General features: G+C 60.6%; 20 protein-coding genes and 2 pseudogenes. 11 read left to right on the forward strand and 11 right to left on the reverse strand.

From position 1 onward, the window contains the following. Positions 1-396 precede the first annotated feature (396 nt). The 5 genes and pseudogenes from BJP06_RS12270 to BJP06_RS04640 all read right to left on the reverse strand — a co-directional run. A pseudogene (locus tag BJP06_RS12270) lies at positions 397-492 on the reverse strand (DNA-binding response regulator); the annotation flags it as partial. Positions 493-574: 82 nt separating this feature from the next. Next, positions 575-1,297: a hypothetical protein gene (locus BJP06_RS04625; protein ID WP_143110540.1), complete on the reverse strand. Its 723-nt coding sequence runs from the start codon at positions 1,295-1,297 to the stop codon at positions 575-577. A 168-nt stretch (positions 1,298-1,465) separates the two neighbouring features. Beyond that, positions 1,466-2,188, reverse strand: coding sequence for a hypothetical protein (locus BJP06_RS04630; protein WP_071572986.1), 723 nt, complete (start codon positions 2,186-2,188; stop codon positions 1,466-1,468). A gap of 173 nt (positions 2,189-2,361) precedes the next feature. Next, entirely contained in the window at positions 2,362-2,583 is a 222-nt protein-coding gene (locus tag BJP06_RS04635) for a PspC domain-containing protein (protein ID WP_071572987.1), read from the reverse strand. A 193-nt stretch (positions 2,584-2,776) separates the two neighbouring features. Continuing rightward, positions 2,777-5,656: a Cna B-type domain-containing protein gene (locus BJP06_RS04640; RefSeq protein WP_255365799.1), complete on the reverse strand. Its 2,880-nt coding sequence runs from the start codon at positions 5,654-5,656 to the stop codon at positions 2,777-2,779. A 347-nt stretch (positions 5,657-6,003) separates the two neighbouring features. Here BJP06_RS04640 and BJP06_RS04645 point away from each other — a divergent pair, with 347 nt between their 5' ends. The 4 genes from BJP06_RS04645 to BJP06_RS04660 are packed head-to-tail and all read left to right on the forward strand — an operon-like array spanning position 6,004 to position 9,703. After that, a complete protein-coding gene (locus tag BJP06_RS04645) occupies positions 6,004-6,906 on the forward strand; it encodes a siderophore-interacting protein (RefSeq protein WP_071572991.1) in 903 nt (300 codons plus the stop codon). A gap of 12 nt (positions 6,907-6,918) precedes the next feature. After that, a complete protein-coding gene (locus BJP06_RS04650; protein ID WP_071572992.1) occupies positions 6,919-7,941 on the forward strand; it encodes an iron ABC transporter permease in 1,023 nt (340 codons plus the stop codon). Further along, positions 7,941-8,936, forward strand: a complete 996-nt coding sequence (locus BJP06_RS04655) for an iron chelate uptake ABC transporter family permease subunit (protein WP_083433198.1) — start codon at positions 7,941-7,943, stop codon at positions 8,934-8,936. The genes BJP06_RS04650 and BJP06_RS04655 overlap by 1 nt, the downstream gene beginning before the upstream one ends. Next, the gene (locus BJP06_RS04660) at positions 8,933-9,703 is read left to right on the forward strand and encodes an ABC transporter ATP-binding protein (protein ID WP_071572993.1); all 771 of its coding nucleotides are present in this window, start codon (positions 8,933-8,935) and stop codon (positions 9,701-9,703) included. Before BJP06_RS04655 ends, BJP06_RS04660 begins: the two co-directional genes overlap by 4 nt. 21 nt (positions 9,704-9,724) lie before the next feature. On the opposite strand, the gene BJP06_RS04665 is transcribed toward BJP06_RS04660, so the two are convergent. From BJP06_RS04665 to BJP06_RS11855, 4 genes and pseudogenes are all read right to left on the reverse strand, one after another. Then, entirely contained in the window at positions 9,725-10,678 is a 954-nt protein-coding gene (locus tag BJP06_RS04665; RefSeq protein WP_255365787.1) for an iron-siderophore ABC transporter substrate-binding protein, read from the reverse strand. Positions 10,679-10,777: 99 nt separating this feature from the next. Continuing rightward, positions 10,778-11,080: an HPP family protein gene (locus BJP06_RS11850; protein WP_255365801.1), complete on the reverse strand. Its 303-nt coding sequence runs from the start codon at positions 11,078-11,080 to the stop codon at positions 10,778-10,780. After that, positions 10,993-11,229, reverse strand: coding sequence for an HPP family protein (locus BJP06_RS12275; RefSeq protein ID WP_255365802.1), 237 nt, complete (start codon positions 11,227-11,229; stop codon positions 10,993-10,995). Before BJP06_RS12275 ends, BJP06_RS11850 begins: the two co-directional genes overlap by 88 nt. 97 nt (positions 11,230-11,326) lie before the next feature. Next, positions 11,327-11,602 (reverse strand): annotated as a pseudogene (locus BJP06_RS11855) (MFS transporter); the annotation flags it as partial. 344 nt (positions 11,603-11,946) lie between these two features. Between BJP06_RS11855 and BJP06_RS04675 the strand changes: the two are divergent. Continuing rightward, positions 11,947-12,339: a hypothetical protein gene (locus BJP06_RS04675; protein ID WP_143110541.1), complete on the forward strand. Its 393-nt coding sequence runs from the start codon at positions 11,947-11,949 to the stop codon at positions 12,337-12,339. Here the strand turns inward: BJP06_RS04675 and BJP06_RS12060 are convergent. Beyond that, positions 12,336-12,476 (reverse strand): hypothetical protein, encoded by a 141-nt coding sequence (locus BJP06_RS12060; RefSeq protein ID WP_177224260.1) that lies wholly within the window; start codon positions 12,474-12,476, stop codon positions 12,336-12,338. The genes BJP06_RS04675 and BJP06_RS12060 overlap by 4 nt on opposite strands. Before the next feature lie 21 nt (positions 12,477-12,497). Continuing rightward, positions 12,498-13,013 (reverse strand): VanZ family protein, encoded by a 516-nt coding sequence (locus BJP06_RS04680; protein ID WP_071572996.1) that lies wholly within the window; start codon positions 13,011-13,013, stop codon positions 12,498-12,500. A 429-nt stretch (positions 13,014-13,442) separates the two neighbouring features. Between BJP06_RS04680 and BJP06_RS04685 the strand changes: the two genes are divergently transcribed. The 6 genes from BJP06_RS04685 to BJP06_RS04710 all read left to right on the forward strand — a co-directional run bounded on the left by BJP06_RS04685 (position 13,443) and on the right by BJP06_RS04710 (position 22,032). Continuing rightward, entirely contained in the window at positions 13,443-15,392 is a 1,950-nt protein-coding gene (locus BJP06_RS04685; RefSeq protein WP_255365788.1) for a glycosyltransferase, read from the forward strand. Continuing rightward, a complete protein-coding gene (locus BJP06_RS04690) occupies positions 15,379-15,882 on the forward strand; it encodes a phosphatase PAP2 family protein (protein ID WP_071572997.1) in 504 nt (167 codons plus the stop codon). The genes BJP06_RS04685 and BJP06_RS04690 overlap by 14 nt, the downstream gene beginning before the upstream one ends. After that, positions 15,879-16,865, forward strand: coding sequence for a decaprenyl-phosphate phosphoribosyltransferase (locus BJP06_RS04695; RefSeq protein WP_071572998.1), 987 nt, complete (start codon positions 15,879-15,881; stop codon positions 16,863-16,865). The genes BJP06_RS04690 and BJP06_RS04695 overlap by 4 nt, the downstream gene beginning before the upstream one ends. A 13-nt stretch (positions 16,866-16,878) precedes the next feature. Then, complete coding sequence (locus BJP06_RS04700) at positions 16,879-18,687, forward strand: hypothetical protein (RefSeq protein WP_071572999.1); 1,809 nt, start codon at positions 16,879-16,881, stop codon at positions 18,685-18,687. Between the two features lie 27 nt (positions 18,688-18,714). Next, positions 18,715-19,716, forward strand: coding sequence for an alpha/beta hydrolase family protein (locus tag BJP06_RS04705; protein WP_071573000.1), 1,002 nt, complete (start codon positions 18,715-18,717; stop codon positions 19,714-19,716). A 372-nt stretch (positions 19,717-20,088) separates the two neighbouring features. Beyond that, on the forward strand, positions 20,089-22,032 hold the full coding sequence (locus BJP06_RS04710) for an alpha/beta hydrolase-fold protein (protein ID WP_071573001.1): 1,944 nt from the start codon (positions 20,089-20,091) through the stop codon (positions 22,030-22,032). Positions 22,033-22,039: the final 7 nt, after the last annotated feature.

Here is a 22,039-nt window from a genome sequence, read left to right on the forward strand (position 1 = left end):
ACGGTAGTTGGTGATAGATCCTGACCATCTGNTGTTNCTGGNTATCGCTATAGGTGACAATCCCGCGATCTTCAGTGTTGGGGATAAACACGACTGCCGCAGCATCCGGCATGACCAACTCACTATCAGCAAGCGTGGCACCGGGTGCAAGCGTGACAGTCGGCAACGCCAGCACATCGCGTGCAGAAAGCATGCTTGCACGCCGACGTTTACGAGTCCTGCCGGGGTCGGGGTCGGTGTTGTAGTCTGCCCAATCCTTCTCTGGTGGCTTGGGGATCAGCGGGGGAATATCGTGCGGGGACATGGGTGCGGACCTCCTTCGGGTTTTGGCCCACAACCAGCCTGCCACCTAGGGGAAAATAAGGAATTTGGTGCGTAGATCGGGCCCGAAAGCCCCTAAATAATCTTGCGCTCCCTCGCCCGGTCGACAGCGGCGGTCCGGTTGTCCACCCCAAGCTTGTTATGGATGTGGATCAGGTGGGTTTTCACCGTGGTCTACGAGATGAAGAGCGGGTCGGCGGCGACAGCAAAGTTTTGTCGACTTGCAGGAGCGGGTTTTGATCCTGCCCTGAGTTTAGAGATGGCACTTCCCAGCAAGAAATGTCTCATAGTTACTCAGCAAATCTCGTAGGTTGTCCGCTTCATTAATAAAATGGTGTAGGTCTCGATCAATGTAGTCTAAAGCGGCTTCAATTTGATGGAGGTGTGCCTCGTGGTCGTCTCCAAGAAAGCAGACATGGTGTGCTGCTCGGTTGCGAAGATGTCGCACGCCGTTCATGCAGTGGTAGATTTCGCCGCGTTTCGCCGAGAAAGCATGATTGGCTAACTGGTTAAGGTTCTTGGCATTATCTTTATGTAGCAACGCGGTCCAAAGCCCGAAATCAGACTTAGCGATGAACTGATCCCGTGGATAATCACCCGCAAAATCTTTGTATCGCAGCGTTTTGTCGATGCTTTTCTGGCAGTATTGAGACAAGTACGGATAGAAGTCCTCCCACCATCGGTCAGATCCGGTGATGTGGACGAGGGACCCGTCGAGAATATTCCGAAGGCCTACCTCAACGAAGCCAACCCGTGTGAGGTATCTGGATGCAACCGCAGCATTCCAGATATACGCGCGCTGAGCTTTTGCAATGTCGTTTCCAGTGTGGTGCATGAACGGTTCCATGCGGCCAGTCCCGAAGAGCACATCAAGTTCTAACTGTGCCGGATCTAGATCCATGCTCGATACCCCCCTAAAGCAAAGCGCCGACCAGGTTGTGACAATAATCACGCCTCCTGGCCAGCTGATGGTCATAACCATAGTACGGAAAGTGGGAGGCGGTCAAGTTGTTGAGATTCGCCGTGGCCATCCTCGGCCATTTTGATCAATATCAGCATGGGGGTCCGTAGAAGGCGATGAGCGGGTAGTGCTGATCGCGCTGAAGCGCCAGGTCCGGTGGAAGGCACAAGCCACGCTTACACGTTATTTTCCAGCGGCCGCGCAGGCTTCGCTGCGTATCTTTTGTTTCAGCAGGTGTTCCCGGGTGCCTGCGCGGATAATCTCGAGAACGCAAGCAGCCTTGACGGCGGTGCATGTTTCATAGAGCATGTATGCCTCGAACGGGAGTACGGAATTAAGCATTTGTGTAGTTTGGATAATGACCACTGCGCCAACCAAGAATTTCCAATTCATCTCATAAAACGCGAGCGTGGCCAGGGTGCACACGGTGCCCACCAGGATTGCCTCGGGGTATGGCCACGCATGGGCGGTGAGGAAGCGCCCCGCAGTAAGAATGAGAAAGGCGGCCGCGATCGCACCAGGCATTGAGAACCTATTTGTGTCTTGACGAAGCACGAACGCGGGATTGGCCTGCTCTATACGGGAAATGATGAGGACGTAGACTCCTGCGAGCAGTAACCCTGCCGGAAGCGGAATCCAAACGTGCATAAACGATTCTGGGCTGGGGGCCAGGATCGTGGGCATAATGATTGCGGTGAGACCCAGTAGGCCGCCTGCGCTGGCGATGACTGCAAACCTTCGAGGTAGCGGCCGCAAGAGCAGTGCCGCTATTCCAAACACCAATGCGGAAAATGGCCCGTAGACGCTGATGATGCTGGCCAGCAGTGTTTCAGGTTCCGGTGCTGTATCGGGGACCTCGAGGAAGTAGTCGAGAAGGACAGCTAGTAACGGAAGGAAATGAAACATTTAGGAGCGCTCCGCGAACTTGTCTTTCATGGGATGGGAACACCTAGCGGTATAGAGTCGCTAAGGGGTATGCCATAAATGTACGGTAGCGCCTCTGTACGTGCAGGACTTTGGGATTAGGTTCGCTGGGATAAGGGGCGGGATACCTGGCACGCCACCTCGTCTCTTGCTGGTCACCCTGCAGCTTGCTCAGGTGCTGGAGGCTCAGGGTTATCGTCGAGCGGATACAACAACCACTGGAGAAAATAGGTGGCAATGATGGGCACGCCAAATAGTTGCGCTACTGCGTACCACCAGCGGATTGTGTCAGGGCTGCGACCGTAGCGTTCTGCGAGCCCCGCACAGACCCCTGCAATGACGCGTCCACGTGATGTCCTGTAGTAAGGCTTACGCATGTTATCCCCTCAGACGAAGTGGCCGGTCGAAATCACTGCGTCAGAGTTTAACGGATGAGTGCCCACGGGATATGGACAACGAGCGCGCCCACCTCTGGTGACGCGGAAGCTCTGGGGCACACAGACCGGTGGCCCTGGAGCTTCACCAAGTTCCAGGGCCACTCATGTCAGGCGACTACGAGCCTTCGTCAGATTAGGACCGCTTGCGTCGGATAAGTACCAAACCTAGTCCGATCAGTGCAAGTGCCAGGGCGACAGTCGCACCCACATTCGCACCGGTACGAGCGAGTGTCGGACGTGGATTGTCTGGGGTCGCCGTTGTGGTCACCGTCGGTGGGGTCGCCGTTGTGGTCACCGTCGGTGGAGTTGCGGTGGTGGTCTTCGTCGTGGTCACCACGGGTGAGGTCACCGTTGTGGTTGACGTCGTGGAGGTGGTCGGCGGCGTCGTTGTCGTGGTCGCCGTTGTAGTCTTCGTCGTCGTTACCGCAGGCGGAGTAGTCGTAGTGATCACAGTCGGTGGGGTAGCCGTTGTGGTCACCGCGGGTGGGGTTGTCGTCACGGCGGGTGGAGTCGTCGTGGTGGTTTCCGTCGTGGTCTGTGTTGTCGTTACCGCGGGTGGGGTTGTCGTCACGGCGGGTGGAGTCGTCGTGGTGGTTTCCGTCGTGGTCTGCGTTGTCGTCACCGCAGGCGGAGTTGTCGTTGTCGTCACCGCGGGCGGGGTTGTTGTCACGGCGGGGGGAGTCGTCGTGGTGGTTTCCGTCGTGGTCTGCGTCGTCGTCACCGCGGGCGGGGTTGTTGTCACGGCAGGTGGAGTCGTCGTGGTGGTTTCCGTCGTGGTCACCGCGGGTGGGGTTGTTGTCGTCGTTACTGGAGGCGGCGTCACCGTTGTCGTCACCGCGGGTGGGGTTGTTGTCGTCGTCACTGTTGTTGTTACTGGTGGCGGGATATGCGTGTTGACGATGGTGAATCCGTCTTTCGCGTTACCGCGAACTGACATGACGAATCCAGCTATGCCCTGCTCTTCAATAAAGTATTGGATTTCGACTTGTTTGCCGTCGACGGTCTTCGTTGTCGGCAGGTCGGTGAAGACGTGCGTCCACTTGTTGTCGGCATTGAGTTCGGCTGGCTGACCGATGTAGAACTTGGCGTCGCCAACTGTTCCAACAAGCCGGACCTCGACTGGGACTTTCTTATCTTCGGCGAGGTCTTTGCCTGTGGTGTCCTTCCACGTCTTGGTTACCTTCACCTGGGTGGTTCCTGGGGTACCGAAGCGGAGCCTGCCGTTTGAACCGACGCCGGCACCACGCGGCGCCGAGTTCTTCTGGATTATCAGCTTCGCCCACGACTTCGCGGCTTCTTTTGCTTCAGGGTCGACGATGGTTTTCAGGCCTTCGTTCATAATCGCGTCGCGGTAGTCCGCGTTATCGTCGGATTCCCGCGCGGTACCGTCGAAGATCTGCTGTTTGCCAGGGTTTTCCGGGGAGAACCGGGAACCGTTCGACGACTGTGAACCGTCCTTATAGTAGTTTGGTTCGCCGCCGCCGAGCATTCGTGGATCGATGCGCAGACCAGCCCTGTTGGCTGATCCATAATTGTCGTGCGCAATGTCGTCACCCCAGTGCGGGACCGACGAAACGCGGGGACTTTGGTTATCAAATACGGCTACACCGTTTGTCACGTGCGTGATCAAGCTGCCTGTCGGGCAGAGCCAAATGCCGCCGCCGAAGGCAGCGAAGTTACCTGGGGCCACTTTGTTGTCGGTGATGAGGGTGTCCATGAAGTTGGCGGTGTACGACTTCGTTGCGACGTAGACGCCACCACCCTGATCGTGGGCGTTGTTTCCTTCGATCAGACCAGCGTTAAGATGCACGGCGTTGGAGATCACGTTGACGCCACCGCCTGTGCGCGAGGCGCTGTTGTTAGTAATGCTTCCGCCGTTCATGGTGAATCTGGCGGGGGAAATCTTCGTCCACTCTTCAGGCCTACGTTCGCCGAAGTGCTGTTTGGTCCAGCGGGCACCGTCCGAGTCGATCTCTTGCCAGGTGTCTGCGGCGCCGCCGACGAAGATGTCCATCGCGTTCACGCCGCCGCCGTTCGCTGCTATGTTGCCATCGATGGTGCCGCCGTTCATCGTGACGTCCGCGTTGCCAAAAATGCTAATGCCGCCACCGGCAAAAGCTGCTTTTCCGTTGGAGATGGTGCCGTCGTTGAATTCCAGGGTGGAGCGCGTGCTCGACGTGTCGTCGCCGGGCTTGATGCTGCTTTCGTTCATTAGCCAGTTGCTCACGTTGATATTTCCGGCCCAGCCCGTGTTTTCGGTGAGCGTGCCACCGTTGATGGTCAGGTGGGCACCGCTGAAGACGCCGATGCCGCCGGCTTCGCCGTATGCGTAGGGGCTGTAGTTGCATACACCCTTAGAGATTTCACCGCCGTTCATCACCATGGTGGCGCCGTTGGTAAGTGCGACGTTTGCGGCACCGAACTGGGCACCTTCCTTGCGCTGGTTGTCGGTGATAGTGCCGTTGTTCAGCGTGAACTTGGCGTCCGTGCCCGTTACGGTGACTGCGCCTTCGCCGACGCTGCTCATCTTTCGGGCACCCGTGACGGTGCCGGCGTTCATCACCAGCTCGCCTTCGACAAGGATGGTCGGGGAGAAGGAGCTGCCCTTCACCACGTTCTCGTATTGTGCGCGCGAGTCAATGATGATCCCCTCGCCGTTGCCGGTACCGTCGGAAAGGGTAAGTTTGCCGCCCTTCTCAACGTGGATGAGACTCCCAGTGAACTCGCCGTCCTCGCGAACGATCTTGGTGTCCGAGCTCCACTGGACAATGTTCGTGTCCACCAGCTCGATGTCTGCACCTGCCGGGATGACCAAGGTTTTGGTCACGAGCGTTTCGGTCCCGTTGCCGATCTCAATTCGAGTCGGCGTCGTACCTGCTTGGTTGATGAGCGCTTGCAGAGTGTCCGGTTCGCAGTAGAGGATGCGCCCCTCTTCGTAACACTTCTGGACCTGCCGGTCAGGGGCTGCTGGTGGTTCAGCTACCGCAGCTTTGGGGGAGGCTAATCCCCCCACTGTCAATAGCAGCACGGTAAATAATGTTGCCCACAAAGCCGAAATAGGCTTTGGGTGCTGTCGGCTGTTCACGTTTCTGCCTTTGTTAGGATGCGGGGCCGCCCCAAAAGGACGGCTAGCGAATTATTTGTTTGATTCAATCCTACCCATCGGCAAAAAGATGTATCCGGCTTTACTTAGCCGGGTCGACGAACGTCGATACGAGGTAGCGGTTGATGTCGGAGAGGGGATGGTGCCCCAGCCGTCACCTGCTTTGAAGGTGACTAACCGACTCCAGCTACGCGGGCGCTAGGGGACTGCGCGCTTCACACTTTCTATAGGTTAGGCAAGCCTATATAATTTGCGGGGTGAGTTTTAGGTCTTTTCTTGCAACCGTCGTCCGGAGTGAACGTATTGCACCGAGTTTCCAGCGGGTGACGTTCACCGGGATCGACGCCATGGGGCCCGCCGTTCCGATCAGGGATTTGCGTATCAAGCTGCTGATCCCGCCTGCCAGCGGTCTGTTCGAGCTTCCCGAAGAGGAGTGGTGGGACACATGGCGTGCGATGCCGGAGCACACGCGCGGACACCTGCGTACCTATTCCATTCGGGAGTTCCGGCGAAGTGCTGACAGCCCTGACGAAGTGGATGTGGATTTTGTTTTACACAGCGATAGTCCCGGTCCCGCCTCGGCGTGGGCCCAAGACGCTCACCCTGGACAGCAGCTGCTGATTATTGGACCAACCCGCGACGATGATTCCGGTGTTGGTATTGAATTTAACCCTGGATCTGCTGTGATTGCCCGTCTTTACGGCGATGAAACCGCGTTGCCTGCAATCGCTCGTATCCTGGAGGATTGGCCCGAGGGGCTCGCTGGTTCGGTTGATATCGAGGTGCCCGTCGGCAATCACCTGCCTATCGACTCCCCTTCACAGGTTGATGTCCGTTGGCATTTTCGTGCAGAGGGGGACTTCGACTACGGAGGCTTGCTTCTTGCGCAGCTGAAACAGGAAGTTGGATCCCGTTGTGCCTCCGCTTCGTTGGAAAGTGGAGAACCTGGTCTTGTGGATGAAGCCCAGCTCGATGAAGTCTGGGAGACACCCACGTATTCCAGCAGTGGAGAATTGATAGGTCCCACGTCGGATACTGCAGGGCACACCTATTACTGGATCGCAGGGAAGAACACGGCTGTGACGGCGATGCGGCGGCTCCTGGTGAAAGAGGCGGGTGTGCCTCGCCACCACGTGTCGTTTATGGGGTATTGGCGATAACGGGGTTACAAAGTGGATAAACGTGTAGGGCTTGTCGCTTTCCTTGCGGCTTCCACCGTGTGCGCGGCATTAGTGTCTCTTCTGTTCGGGGCGCGTGAAATGGGTTTCGGGGCAACGTTGGGCGCGGTTCGCGACGGAATTGTGTTGGCATTCTCGGGAGGAGCCGAGAAGCTTGAGCCGTCCAGCGACGAGGCGAAGATCATTGCACAGCTTCGGGTTCCGCGCACCCTGCTCGGCCTGTTGGTGGGGGCAGCGTTGGGCACAGCGGGGGCGTTGCTGCAGGGACACACCCGAAACCCGCTCGCAGACACAAATTTGCTGGGTGTAGGCCCTGGTGCGGCGCTTGCGGTGGCTGCAGCCTTTTCCTTTCATGGCTCAATGACGGTGTTGGGCACTGTTGGGATGGGATTCCTCGGCGCAATACTTGCGGTGGCGCTCGTGTTCACACTCAGTATGAGGAGCCTGGGATCGAGCCCGATCATGGTTGTGCTCGGTGGTTCTGCGCTGGGCGCGGTTTGTAGTGCGCTCACCAGCGGCATCGTGCTGACGAATACACAAAGCCTCAACGAGATGCGGTTTTGGACGGCGGGTGCTATCGCTGGGCGCGACATGCAGGTGGTCGCGGTGCTTGCCCCGGTGATTCTCCTCGGACTAGTGGGGGCCTTCGCCATGGCAAACAGGGTGAACCTCCTGAACTTGGGAGACGATGCGGCAAGCGCACTTGGCGTGAGCGTCCCCCTCTCGCGGGCTGTGGGCATCGTCCTGGTTGCATTGCTCACGGGTGCCGCGGTGGCTGGGGCGGGCCCAATCGGGTTCGTCGGTCTGGTTGTTCCACACCTTGTGCGCGCCTTCACGGGGCCCGATTACCGCTGGGTACTGCCGTGTTCCGCGTTGGCTGGGGCCACGTTGCTTTTGCTTGCCGACGTTATCGGCCGCGTTATCGCCAGGCCCGGCGAATTGCAGGTGGGCATCACGCTCGCCTTCGTTGGTGCCCCATTTGCCCTGTACCTCTTGCGCAAAGGGGCGAAACTGTGATGCGGGTTTTCGTGACGAATGGTGTCCTTGCAGTATTGGTTCTCGCTGCGGCCCTTGGCGGCGTTATGGTCGGGGACTTCGGGCTTACGGTGCGGGATGTCGCTTCTGCGCTCATGGGCCAATCCACTGAATTGGCTCGTACGGTGATTGTTCAGTGGCGTCTGCCGCGGGTGGTAACTGCTTTGGGAGTAGGAGCTGCGCTTGGTTTTGCGGGGGCGATCTTCCAGACCATCACGAGGAATCCATTGGCGAGCCCAGACATCTTGGGCGTCACTTCGGGTGCCTCTGCTTTCGCGTTGACTGCGTTACTTGCCGGTGGAAGCTCCGGAATTCTGTTGCATGTGCTGGGGGTCCCGCTCAGTGCGTTCCTCGGTGGATTGGCAGTGTCTGCGGCAATCTGGTGGCTGAGCCGTGGCGCGGGTCTCGGGTCTTTCCAGCTTGTCTTCGCCGGGATCATCATCAATGCGCTGGCGATGGCATATACCTCGTTCCTGCTCGTTCGCGCCGACTATCGCGATGTGGGCAAAGCACAGGCGTGGGTGACCGGTTCGGTGGGGTCTTCGAACTGGCGCGATGCACTCGCCGTACTTATTGCGCTGGCAGTCGTCGTTCCACTCTTGCGGTGGGCAGCCTTCAATCTTCAGGCACTCTCGCTCGGGGAGGATACGGCTGCTGGCCTCGGGGTGGAGCCCCGGCATATGCAACTCATCCTCATGCTCATGGCTGTAGTGCTGGCATCGGTGGCCGTCGCGGCGTCTGGTCCGATAGCTTTTGTGGCGTTTGTTGCGCCACAGATCGGACGCAAGATCACACAAGCAGCAACGCCGCCTTTAGGAACAGCGATGCTCGCTGGCGCGGCGATTGTGTCTGGCGCAGACTTAGTAGTGCGCACCCTGGTGCCGGGGAACTTGCCGGTGGGCATAGCTACAACTGCGATTGGTGGCGCAGCACTGCTCTACACACTGCTACGCGCAACACGAAAGGTGTCCGTATGATGCTTCAGGTTCGAAATCTCAAGGTGAGTTATGGGGCTTCCGTCATCGTTGACGGCATTGATCTCGACGTGCCCCAAGGCGGTGTCACCACAATCATCGGCCCCAACGGTTGCGGCAAGTCAACGCTGTTGCGAGCTACAGCAGGGCTTATTGCGCGCGATGGCGGCACGGTAACGCTGAACGGCGTAGACACGTCGAAAATGAAGCGCCGAGAGATTGCGCGTCAGCTAGCAGTACTGCCACAGACGCCTGTCGCCCCCGAGGGACTGACGGTCCGTGACTTGGTCAGCCGCGGACGCCACCCGCATCAGTCTTGGCTACGACAGGCTTCTGCTGAGGATGCGCGTGCGGTTGATGCGGTGATGGAACTGACCAATATGGCAGAGTTTGCAGATCGTCAGCTCGAGCGGCTTTCTGGCGGACAGCGCCAGCGTGCCTGGATCGCGATGGTCTTGGCGCAGGACACTCCGCTCGTGTTTTTGGACGAGCCGACGACATACCTCGACCTGTCTCACTCCGTCGAGGTCTTGTCGCTCGTACGTCGACTCGCTGATCAAGAGGGGCGAACCGTGCTCATGGTGTTGCATGATTTGAACCTCGCAGCACGCTACTCGGATCAACTTATCGTGATGCAGCGTGGCGAAGTTCGTGCGGTCGGTGCGCCTGCCGAGGTGGTCACGGAGACTTTGCTGAACAGCGTTTTTGATCTGCCTGCTGTCGTGGCAACCGACCCGGTAAATGGGGGCCCACTGGTTGTCCCCCGGTAAGCACCACTTCCGCCTGGTGTTCTAGAGCGACTTCTTGATTTGCTCGATTGCGTACGGGATGGTGAGGGGGTTCGGCATGCTCATTGCATTGGCGGTATCGGTGTCTAGCCAGTAGACCCCGCCACGCTTGTTGACATCAAGGTCCATGAAATTCTCGTCGTTCTTCAGCGCATCGATTGCGCCGTAGTAGTCCAGTACGAAGAGGTAGTCCACGTCGTTGAAGTCGACATAGTTTTCAGGCGACCAGTCGAGGAAGAAGCTGGAGCCATCGCCGTTGAACTTCTCTGGGATCTTGAAACCAAGCTTTTCAATGAAGGAGCCGCGGCCGTCGCCCGAGGTGTATACGCCAAACTTTCCGTCGTAAGGCATGCCGATTACCGCTGTTTTGCCTTGCAACTCAGGGTGAGCTTCGCGGAAATCTTGGAAAGCCTGCGCGGAATCGGCGATGAGTTTTTCGCCTTCGGCTTCCTTATTCAACGCCTTGGAGATTTCCTTAATCTGTTCATCCCACGGCACTTGCCAATCTTGGTATGCATCCGAGTGGAAGGTGGTTGGCGCAATTTGCTCGAGCAGCGCCTTCTTGTCAGCTTCGAGACCACTGTTCACCGCAATGATCTTTGTCGGATTGAGCGAGGCAACTCTTTCGGCAGTGTCGGTGCTGAACTCGGTGGTCGTGTCCCGGATCGGGTTTGGGTCGACTGTGAGCTTGTCCTTGGCCCATGGTCCAAGTCCGGAAGGGTCTCCCGAACCTTCCTGTTGCCAGGTGGCGTAACCGACCGGTTGTTCACCGAGCGCAAGGACCGTATCGACGTCGCCGAGACCCATTGTCACAATGCGCTCCTCTGACCCGTTGGCATTGGAGGTTTCGGGAGCGGTTGTCGAATCGCTTGATCCGGTGGAGCAGCTGGCAAGCATGAGCGCCGCAGTGAACGTGGCTGCGATCCCCTTCAGGGCGCGAGGGGTAAAGAGTGTCAAGGTTGCACCTTTCGTAGGTGGTCGAAGAATTTCGCGTTAGGTCTCCCTGACCTAACGTGACCACTCTAAGGTATGCCTTGCCTAACGGGCAATCCTTGTCTAGGTGCTCGGGACCGGCGCGACGAACGTCGATACGAGATAGCGGTTGATGTCGGAGCGGTTGATGATGCCCACGACGGTGCCGTCATCCGCCACAACCGGTGCCTTCTTCAGGTGCTTGTCGGCGAGCACGGAGGAGATGTGGCCGAGGTCGTCGTTGACGTTGACCGTGATGACGGACTTGGTCGCGATGGAGGCAATTGGCCGGTCGAGGACTACGGCGACGTCGGTGCCGAACTCCGTCGAGTCGTTGTGCGCGAGCAGCGCATACGGGGTGGTGAACGCCGGGACGGAGTCGCCGATGAGTCGAGCACGTCGCCGTCGGAGACGAAGCTCGCCAGCTTGTTGTTGTGGTCCAACAAAGGTACGCCGGAGATCCGCTTGTCGACGAACATGTGGAGGGCCTGACGAATCGTATCGTTCGGGGACAGGGCGTAGATGTCTTCCTGCATGAGCTTCGCCACCAGCGTGTCGGGCACTGGGGAGGTGGTCTCTCGGGCTGGCGTGGTCGCGCGGGTGCCGGTCCACCCGAGCACCACCAACGATCCACGTCAAGGTCATTGCCAGATATAGCGGCTTCGTGTTGAAGCGGCGGATAAAGAAACCCGCGGTGGGCGTCATGACGGCCGCGCCCAGCATGTATGCCGTGGCGAGCCACTGGACAGTCGAGACGCCAATGTTGAAGTCGGCCATGATGTTGGTGAAGCCGACGTTGAGGAACGTTTCATTAAACGTAGCGATAAACGCAGCAAGCGCCGCCGCAAACATAATGGACAGCGGCCGATTTTCTGCAGCCTGAGCTGCCGAGGATGGAGACGTAGCCATGAAGCCTCTCTCAGTCGAACGGAGAGGAATGGCTTCGGTGGCGTTAGCAGATTTACGCGCGACTCTCCCGGTAGCGGGGCCACACAACGTGTCTCGTATTCCAGGCCAGGGGCAAGACTGTAACAGATTTTCGGGGTGGCGGAAAAGAATGCACCGATGTGGGATGCTCGCCTCGGCCCGTTTGAAAAAGTTCCCGCCTCCGGGAACGATTTTGGATTTCTGGCACGGCGACCTGGGGCAACGCGGCGAAATCTAGGCTGATGGGCGGGATCGTTCCCCGAATTGCGGATGAACCGGGAACTTTTTCAAAAGGACAGGACGGCAAACCTCTGTACCATGTGTGCATGGAACCTCGAAGCATTCTCCGGGCGTACGCGACGGCGATGGTTGTGTGCCTCGCGCTGGCCATCGGTACGCAAATCCTGCTCGGTAGCTCCGTGGACTTCATGACCATGACCTTGGTGTGCGGCATCGTGGAAGCAACGACGGCGCTGCTTGCGCTGGGCGGCGCGATTTGGTTCACGCAAGCTGGGTGGGGGCGCGGCTACAGAAAGACAACTGTGACGGTGTGGGTAGCCGCGGCGTGCCTGGTGGTCGGGTGGGGGTCGATGGCGGTGGCGCGGTGGGAAGAGTATCGGGCGGAGATGTCACTGCCGATCATCAACCTCTTTATGTTTCTCATTCCCATCGGCACCGTGGTGCTGTTGAGTGCGGTCCAACTGGTGCGGCGGCGCTAGCGTTGCGCACCTTTAATAAGGAACACCACGCCTACGATCGCGCAGGCGGCCGCGATGATGGCGCCGCTCGAGCCTGAGATGAACATGACCGCGAACGCGGAGAGCAAAATTCCTGCCCCGCCAATCAAGAAATCCATAGGTTGCAAGGCTAGTGCATGTCAGTAGACGTCGGTGACCTTGGAGGGGTCGCCGAGGCGTTCGCCGGCGAGGACGAGGCCGAGGAAGCAGAGTGGTATCACGTAGCCGAGCACGATCCAGAAGGTGTATAGTCGCGGGCCGCATACGCGGGCGATGCCGCCGCCCGCCAGGGTGCCCACGGTGTTCATGAGTAGGTCGTCGATATCTGAATAGCCGAGCGCGAAGAGGTACTGTCCCGTTTCGACGGCCAGGCTCAGCCCGAACCCGAACAGGACGGCCCAGCGGGCGTTGCGGAAGGCAACGTATGCGAGCACGCCGACGGGGATGAAGAAGGCGATGTTGCCGCCGTAGCCGAAGAGGGGCGCGAACCAGGATTGGGCGTCGTGAAGCTCGGCGAGGGGCTGCAGCGAGAGGCCGCGGCGGCGTTGGTTGGCCGGGTCCCAGAGGTAGCCGATGCGGAAGAACGCTTTACACATTGTTAACGCAATGACGACGCAGCAGTAGGCGGCGAGTGCTCCGAGGGCTTTGCGGTTCATGGTTGCAACCTAGCATAGTTTCACACCAGTCACAGGGGTGACGGTGGGGGCATGGAAAAGCCATCCTGAACTGTGCAAACAGAAAAGTGGGATAGTGGGTGAAAATAAATGCTTGACTTCCACCCACTAATTCCTTAAAGTGAACGGCAAGTTAACAAACGGTCAACAAAGTAAATGAAAACCGAAGGGAGAGTGTCATGAAGTTCCTCAAATACTTGCTCACGTACGATACGCGCACGATCCTTGAGGCGATCGACCGCGCATCGAACTAACGCAGAGCGAACGCGAACTGGCGGGCACCGACGAGGGGTTGGTGCCCGCCAGATTTTTTTATGGGCACCCACATATGAGAGCGCCGAACATGCACCGGCGCCTTGGAACGCACTACGCTTAGGACGAAACTCTAATTAGGCACCGAAAGTGAGACCTGTGGAAACCACGACTGCAGTAGAAGTCCTTCAGCGAGTGCTGATGCCGAAGAAGGGCGAACCGCACGACGTTCGCATGCTGTACCTCATCGAGGCAGAGCAGAACAAGCAGCGCTTGACGTGGGCGGACCGGACGAGCGTATCCATCCCTGCCGGGGAGGAAGTTTCCTTCGAGACGTACTTCAACGCGTTCCCGGCGTCCTATTGGCGGCGCTGGTCGCAGCTGGAAAACGTTGTGCTGGCGATGGAGGTTGAGGGGCAGGCGACTGTCTCCATTTACCGCTCGAAGCACGACGGCAAGCGCATCGCTGTACAAAACGCTGAGGCTAGCGACGGCGTGCTGGAGGTAGTGCTGCCGCTGCGCAACTTCGAGGACGGCGGCTGGCTGTGGTTCGACGTCACGGCGGAAACGGACACGACGATCCGCAACGCGGGTTGGTGCTCCGACAAGGAGCCGGAGGCCCAGACGATGCCGGACGGCACCAAGACTGGTCCGGAGCCGAAGCAGGTCGCGGTGGGTATCCCGACGTTCAACCGGCCCCGCGACGCTGTCAACGCCCTGCACGCGCTGGCGGAGGACCCGTTTGTGCTCGAATCGATCTCCGATGTGCTGATGCCCGACCAGGGTGACCAGCACCCGTCTGACCTGCCGGACTTCAAGGAGGCGGAGAAGAACCTGCAGGGCAAGCTGCAGATCTTCCGCCAGGGCAACCTGGGTGGCTCGGGCGGCTACGGCCGCATCATGTACGAGGCGCTGCGCACCACGGACGCCCCATACATCCTCTACATGGACGACGACATCGCGATCGAGCCGGATTCGATCCTGCGCGCGGTGCAGGCCGCCCGCTACGCGAAGGCCCCGATCCTGGTCGGCGGCCAGATGTTGAACCTGCAGGACCGGTCGCAGCTGCGGACGACGGGGGAGGCCGTCGATAAGGATATTTTCATGTTCCGCGCCGCGGAGCACGCGGTGTACGACCACGATTTCGCAAAGTACCCGCTGGGTTACCTCGGCACCGAAGAGGAGGAGATGGACCCGCGCAAGACGACGTCGCGTGCTCTGCACCGCCGCGTCGATGTGGACTACAACGGCTGGTGGATGAACCTCTTCCCGCGCGTCGTCACGGAGAAGCTCGGCCTGCCGATGCCGCTGTTCATCAAGTGGGACGACAACGAGTACGCCCTGCGCGCCAAGCAAGCCGGCTTCCCGACGGTCACCTGGCCCGGCGTGGCCATCTGGCACATGGCCTGGGCCGACAAGGACGATGCCATCGACTGGCAGGCGTACTTCCACATGCGCAACCGCCTCATCGTCGCCTCCCTGTACGGCCCGGAGGCCCCGGACGCGATGCTGAAGAACATGCTGAAGTCCACCTATAAGCACATCATGTGCATGGAGTACTCCACCATGGCTATCCAGCTGGAGGCCATGAAGGACTTCCTTGCTGGCCCAGACCAGCTGTTCGACATCCTGGAGACATCGCTGCCGCGCATCCAGAAGATCCGCGCCAACTACGACGACGCCAAGGTCCTCGCCTCCGCAACGGAGCTGCCTGCGCCGACGGGCGCGCCGGGCGTGCCCACCAAGAACATCGGCGGGCGTCTGGCCAAGCTGAAGAAGATCCCGTGGGCGGTCAAGGCGCTGCGCCACCAGTTCATCCAGGAGAACCAGGAGCACTGGGAGGCACCGCAGCTCAACCTCACCGCGGAGGAGGCCCGCTGGTTCACGCTGGCCCGCCTCGACTCGGCGACGGTGGCCACGGCAGGTGGCACGGGTGTGGCGTTCCGCAAGCGCAACAAGGCGCTTGCCGACGACCTGCTGCGCGAAACCAAGGCGCTACAGGAAGAAATCAAGGAGCGCTGGCAGGAGCTGCGCCAGCAGTACGAGGCCGCGAAGCCGGCGCTGACCAGCGCAGAGAACTGGGGGAAGGTGTTCGATGAGCAAGCGTGAGGCTGATATCCTCGTCGCGATCCAGAACGCGACGTACACCCCGGCAGCCGTGAAGGCGGCCAGGGGCTTGAGTCACTTCGGCGAGCACGACCTTGGCTGGTTGGCCGTCGCGGGGCTCGGGGCGGGCGTCGATAAGAAGAGGCGCTCGAAGTGGCTGGCGCTGGGCGTGGGCACCTTCGTGGCGCACGCGGCGAGTGTCGTGGTGAAGCGGATCGTGCGGCGCCCGAGGCCGTATGACCCCCGCGTACACATTGGCGTGGCCACCCCCTCCAAGCTCTCGTTCCCCAGCTCGCATGCGACGAACACGGGCGCGGCCGCGGTACATCTGATGGACATTACGGGCAAGAAGTGGCCGCTGCTGCTCGTGCCCGTGATGATGTTCTCCCGCAACCTCCTTGGCGTCCACTACCCGACAGATACTATTGTCGGTGCTTTGCTCGGCGCCGGGTGCGCCAAAGCGACGATCAAGGTGGAAAGGCAGCTGAAGTGAGCAACACGCAACCGCACGAACCCTTTTTGAAGCCGGAACCCCACACCGAGGGCGTCGACTACCAGCAGGTACGCGTCCCGCCCAAGAACCTTCCCGACGCCATGGTGAAGGGTCTTCGCCCAAAGCAGTGGGTGAAGAACGTCCTGGTGCTGGCCGCGCCGCTGGCCGCGGGGACAGGCGCTTGGACGTCCCACACCGCGCTAGACGTGTTGTTGGCGTTCGTGGTGTTCTGCTTCGGCGCCTCCTCGATTTACCTGGTCAACGATGCCCGCGACGTGGACAGCGACCGCGAGCACCCGACGAAGCGCTTCCGCCCGATCGCCTCGGGCATGCTGCCGATCAACCTGGCCTACTCCATGGCGGTGGTGCTCATCATCGCCGCCCTTGGCCTTTCTTTCTTAGCGACGGACGGCTTCGCCCTCTCCCTCGTCATCGGCATCTATATTGCGCTGCAGCTGGGCTACTGCTTCGGCTGGAAGCACATCCCGGTCATCGACATCGCGCTGGTGTCCTCCGGGTTCATGCTGCGCACGATGGCCGGTGGCGTGGCGGCGAACATCGAACTGTCGCAATGGTTCCTGCTGGTCGCGGCGTTCGGCTCGCTGTTCATGGCGTCGGGCAAGCGGTACGCGGAGCTGCTGTTGGCGGAGGAGACGGGCGCGAAGATCCGCAAGGCCCTGGAGGGCTACACGGCGACCTACCTGCGTTTCGTGTGGACCTTGTCCGCGACCGCCGTGGTGATGAGCTACGCCCTGTGGGGCTTCCAGCTCTCCAACTCGGTCGAGGGAGCGGCCGCAGTGTGGTACCAGATTTCGATGGTGCCGTTCGTCATCGCGATCCTGCGCTACGCCGCCAAGGTTGACGGCGGTCACGGCGGCGCGCCGGAAGAGATTGCCCTGGAGGACCGCGTGCTGCAGATGCTGGCCGCGGCCTGGATCCTGTGCATTGTGCTGGCGGTTTACGTGGTGCCAGCGCTGGCTTAGTAACATTGGCGCAATGAAGAATAACGCCCGGGTGTCGCTGCTACTGTCGTGCGCCATTGCGGGCGTGTTCGCGTTTTGGGGCGGGTGGACCCGGCGTTGGATGTCTGACGACGGCCTCATCGTCCTGCGCACCGTGCGTAACCTGCTGGCCGGCAACGGCCCAGTCTTCAACGTAGGCGAGCGTGTGGAGGCCAACACCTCCACCCTGTGGCAGTACTTGATCACCGCGTTCGCGATGGTCAGCGACGCCCGTCTGGAAACCATCGCGATGTGGCTCGCGCTGCTGTGCACGGTCGTCGCGGCGGTGCTGGCCACGTACGCTTCGGGCAGGTTCTGGCGTACCGCGACGGTGATTCCGCTGGGCATCCTGGTGTACTTCGCCCTGCCACCGGCTCGCGACTTCGCCACCTCCGGCCTCGAGTGGGGCCTGTCCCTGCTGTGGCTGGCGGCGTGGTGGGCGCTGCTCGTCCAGTGGGCGGGCGGCACCGCACGACGCGCCGCCCCCGTGGTCGGCTACTGGCTGGCCTTCTGGTGCGGGCTGTCCTGGCTGGTCCGCCCGGAACTCGCGCTCTACGGCGGCCTGACCGGCCTGGTCCTGCTGGTGTACTCGCCACGCAAGACGCTCGGCATCCTGGCGGCCGCGCTGCCCGCGCCCGCCGCGTACCAGATCTTCCGCATGGGCTACTACGGGCTGCTCACCCCGCACACGGCGGTGGCCAAGTCCGCCTCCGGCAGCGAGTGGGCCCAAGGCGCCAAGTACGCCTGGGACTTCATCGGGCCCTACGCGCTCTACCTACCGCTCCTGCTCGTCATCGCGGTGCTCCTCATCTCTTTACGACGCCTCCTCGTCACCGGGCGCCGCGCCGCCATCGTCGCGCTCGTCGTGGGGTGCGCGCTGATCCACATCCTGTACGTGCTGCGCGTCGGCGGCGACTTCATGCACGGACGCATGTGGCTGCTGCCACTCTTCGCGCTGCTGCTGCCGGTGATGGCTGCGCCACTGACGCGCCTCAACGCGGTCGTTGCGCTGGTGCTGGTGGTGTGGGCGTCGATAATTGTGGTGCGCGCGCACCCGCTCGACGAGGACATTCACAGCCGGTCCGCGAAAGAACTCGGCATCGTCGACGAGCGCGAATTCTGGACCATGGCCGTCAACCGTGACCACCAGCACCCGCCACGCTACGCCGAAGACTTCCTGACCTCGAAGCTGATGACGAACTACGCAGACGTTGTCATCGAAGCCCGCGACGCTGGTGCCGCGCAGATCGCGCCTGGCCTCATCAGCCGTGACCCGGAACTCTACTCCTGGTACCCGCGCCCGCGCGTCCCCGAGGCTGACAGTGACCTGCAGGCATACCCGATGACGCTCTACCTTATCAACCTCGGTATGACCAGCATGAACGCGCCTCTCGACGTTCGCGTCCTCGACACCGTCGGCCTCGCAACACCGCTCGCGGCCCGTATGCCACGCGACCCCGAAGGGCGTGTCGGACACGACAAACAGCTCGCCGCCGAATGGCAAGCCGCGGACACGGCCGTCGACATCACAAAGCTCCCCGAGTGGATCGACAAAGACGTAGCGCGCCAAGCCCGCGCCGCACTCCGTAGCCCCGAAATTGCCGAGCTGCTCGCCACCTCCCGCGAACCAATGAGCCGCGAACGCTTCTGGAAGAACATCAAATACTCGCTGGGCAAGGGCCGAACCCTCCAGCTTTCCGACGACCCCTCCGCCCACCTCAGCTACCTCTCAGAGGACGAACAGGCACGACTCAGCCGAGGCGAGGATTTGGGCATCCACAGTGGTGCCCGTGTAGTTTGGTAACAAACTGCTGAGAAAGGGTAACGCTGTATGAAAAACCGCCACGGACTATTGGGCCTTGTGGTAGCGCTCCTGACCGCACTTTCAATGATCGTCGCCGCACCCCAAGCACAAGCCGCGAACCGCGACTGGCTGCGCCCCGACTCCACCGGGACCTGCGAATGGGACCGCGTCGGCTACTGGGTACAACGCTGCACCGTGTGGTCGCCAGCGATGAACCGCCACATCACCGTCCAAATCCAGCCCGCTCAGCGCGGCGGCAACGCCGGCCTCTACATGCTCGACGGCCTTCGCGCCACCGAACAAACCAACGCCTGGGTTCAAGACGTGAACGCAGCACGTACCTTCGTCAACCACAACATCACCCTCGTGATGCCGGTCGGCGGCCAGTCCTCCTTCTACACCGACTGGAACGCGCCAGCCACCTACAACTTCAACAGCCCCGTCACCTACAAGTGGGACACCTTCCTGTCCAAGGAACTGCCCCCATACCTGCAACAGCATTTTGGCGTCTCCCCGACGAACAACTCCATCCTCGGCCTGTCCATGGGCGGCACCGCCGCGATCAACCTCGCAGCGCTGCACCCGCAGCAGTTCCGTCAGGTGCTGTCGTACTCCGGCTACCTCACCACCACCATCCCCGGCGCCCAGACCGCGCTGCGCCTCGCACTGCTCGACGGCGGCCTCTACAACCTCAACGCCATGTGGGGCTCTATCTTTGATCCCCGCCGCTACGAGAACGACCCATTCCTGAACATGGGCAACCTCCGCGGCCGCGACGTTTACGTCTCCGCCGGAAGCGGTACACCATCCGCTCGCGACGACCGCTACCTGCCACAGCACAAGGCCTCCGGCATCGCGCTCGAGATGGTGGCGAACTTCACCACCCGCTTGTGGAGCACCAAGGCAACCGTCACCGGTGTCAAGCACACCGCAGTGTTCACGCCCGTCGGCCTACACAACTGGGAGCAGTTCGGTCAGCAGCTGGAGGCTACGAAGCCTCGCATCCTGGACGTGATGAACGCCTGGTAGTTCTTGGCCCTTCAACGCTTGGCACCCGCGCACCAAATTCCTTGATTTGGTGGGCGGGTTTTGCGTTTCGCCCAGGTCGCGTGGCTCGACGCTCAGTACGGCCAATCTGCAAACTCCCAGGTCGCCGACTCTCGCCGGGGGAATTTGGTGCGGAGTTCCCCACGAGCAAAAATCTTGGTGGCGCACCGGCGTGTCTGGTGGCTAAACTCTCAAGGCATACTTAACCTTTAGGGTGATTTGTTGGCGCCGTCGCTGGTTGATTCCGGGGGAGGGGAACCCTCGGAGTTTGCCGAAGAGCACGCGGCGCTGGTTGTGCATACCTAAAACCTATAAGTGGCAGAAGCCCAGAAGAAGAGTTGAGGCAGGAAATTCATGCGTGAGACCCATTCCCCTATGAATCGGATGAAGAAGGCTGCGATTGTTGCGGCGGCGGTGCCGATGGTGGCGTCGTTAGTTCCGGTGGTGTCGACGTCGGCTGTGGCGCAGTCGGCGCTGCCGCTGTCGAGTAACCGTGGTGGGCTGTCGGACAATATTCGGCCGTCGGATCCGCCGAAGCGGACGCCGATTGAGGTTGATAAAAACCCGCAAATTCCAGGCCTGCCTGCGGGTGTGAGCGTGGACCGCATTGAGTGGTTGACGAACCGCCGCGTGGCTGTGTTTATTCGTTCGGCGGCGATGCCGGAGCAGCTGATGCAGGTGCAGATCCTGCTGGCGCGTGATTGGCACTCGAATCCGCAGGCGAAGTTCCCGGAGGTGTGGGCGCTGGATGGTCTGCGTGCTCGTGATGATGAGAACGGCTGGACCATCGAAACGAATATTGAGCAGTTCTACGCGGACAAGAATGTCAATGTGATTCTGCCGGTTGGTGGCGAGTCGTCGTTCTACTCGGATTGGCAGCGCCCGAACAATGGGAAGAACTACAAGTGGGAGACCTTCCTGACGAAGGAGCTCGTCCCGGTGCTGAATAACGAGTTCCGCTCGAACGGTAGTCGCGCTGTGGTGGGTATCTCGATGGGTGGTACTGCCGCGGTGAACTTGGCGGAGCGCAACCCGCACTTGTTCAAGTTCGTCGGTTCGTTCTCTGGCTATTTGGATACGACGACCACTGGTATGCCGACGGCGATTAAGGCCGCGCAGATGGATGCGGGTGGCTACGACTCGGAGGCGATGTGGGGCCCGGCTGGGTCGCAGGACTGGATTGACCACGATCCGAAGCTTGGCATTGAGGCGCTGAAGGACATGACGGTGTACGTGTCCTCGGGTTCGGGTCGCGATGATTTTGGTAACCCGGAGTCGGTGGCGAAGGGAGCGGCGAACCCGGCGGGTGTCGGGCTCGAGGTGATTTCGCGCTTGTCGACGCAGACCTTCGTCGATTACGCGTCGCGGACGCCGGTGAAGCCGGTTGTGAAGTTCCGTCCGTCGGGCGTGCACTCGTGGGAGTACTGGCAGTTTGAGATGACGCAGGCGTGGCCGTACATCGCGAATGCGTTGGCGATGGCGGAGGCGGACCGCGGTTCGGACTGTAACCCGGTGGGCGCGATTGCTGAGGCAACGAAGTCGGGCGTGATCGGTAGCTGTGTGAACAACGAGTACGACGTCGCTGGCGGTAAGGGTAAGGCTGAGGACTTCCGTGGTGGTACTGCGTTCTGGTCCCCGAAGACGGGTGCGTACCCGCTGTTCGGCGCGATTTTGGCGAAGTACAGTGGTCTGGGTGGGGCGCAGAGCTGGCTTGGCTTCCCGACCACGGGTGAGACCCCGACGCCGGACGGCGTCGGCCGCTTCGTCCACTTCGAGAACGGCTCGATTTACTGGACGCCGCAGACCGGCGCCTACGCTATCCCTGGTGACATGTTCAAGGCCTGGGGAGAGAACGGCTACGAGACGGGCGACCTGAAGTACCCGGTTGCTGAGGCGAACCAGGTGGGTAACGGCTACGTGCAGAAGTTCCAGGGCGGGTTCCTGACCCGTAACCCGGACAAGAGCCACAACATTGTCCACGGCGCGATCGCCGAGAAGTACGGCGAGCTGGGTACGGCGACGAGCGCGCTGGGCTACCCGAAGAGCAACGAGATCGCGATCCGCGGAGGATTCTTCCAGCAGTTCGAGAAGGGCAACATTTACTGGTCGCCGGAGACCGGCGCGCACGTGGTGCTCTACGGCGGCATCTTCGAGGAGTGGGGCAAGCGCGGCTACGAGCAAGGCGCGATGGGCTGGCCAACCTCGGATATGCGCGAGATCCCTGCCGGTGGCCTGGTGATTGACTTCCAGCACGGAACGCTGGAGCAAGTCAACGGTGTTGTCCGCGAGCGGAAGTAACAGGAAG

The organism is Corynebacterium sp. NML120713 (genome assembly GCF_001875735.1).
Lineage (GTDB): Bacteria > Actinomycetota > Actinomycetes > Mycobacteriales > Mycobacteriaceae > Corynebacterium > Corynebacterium pseudogenitalium.